We start from the raw sequence: 255 nt of genomic DNA, 5'->3' as shown, positions 1-255 counted from the left end.
GCCGAAAGGCGTAATCGAAGGACAACAGGTTGAAATTCCTGTACCACCGTAAACCGTTATGAGCAATGGGGTGACGCAGTAGGGTAGTGACGCGGACTGATGGATGTCCGTCTAAGCAGTGAGGCTGGTGTGTAGGCAAATCCGCACATCGTAAGGCTGGGCTGTGATGGGGAGCGAAAATTATAGTAGCGAAGGTCATGATCTCACACTGCCAAGAAAAGCCTCTAGCCAGGTGAAGGTGCCCGTACCGCAAAC

Annotated in this window: 1 rRNA gene; it reads left to right on the top strand. The window is 52.5% G+C overall.

Annotation, left to right across the window (positions count from 1 at the left end):
- Positions 1-255, top strand: a 23S ribosomal RNA gene (locus KJS65_RS29600); the annotation flags it as partial.

The sequence above is a fragment of the Paenibacillus sp. J23TS9 genome, from assembly GCF_018403225.1.
Classification (GTDB): domain Bacteria; phylum Bacillota; class Bacilli; order Paenibacillales; family Paenibacillaceae; genus Paenibacillus_AQ.
This window is presented reverse-complemented; position numbering and strand designations above follow the sequence as displayed.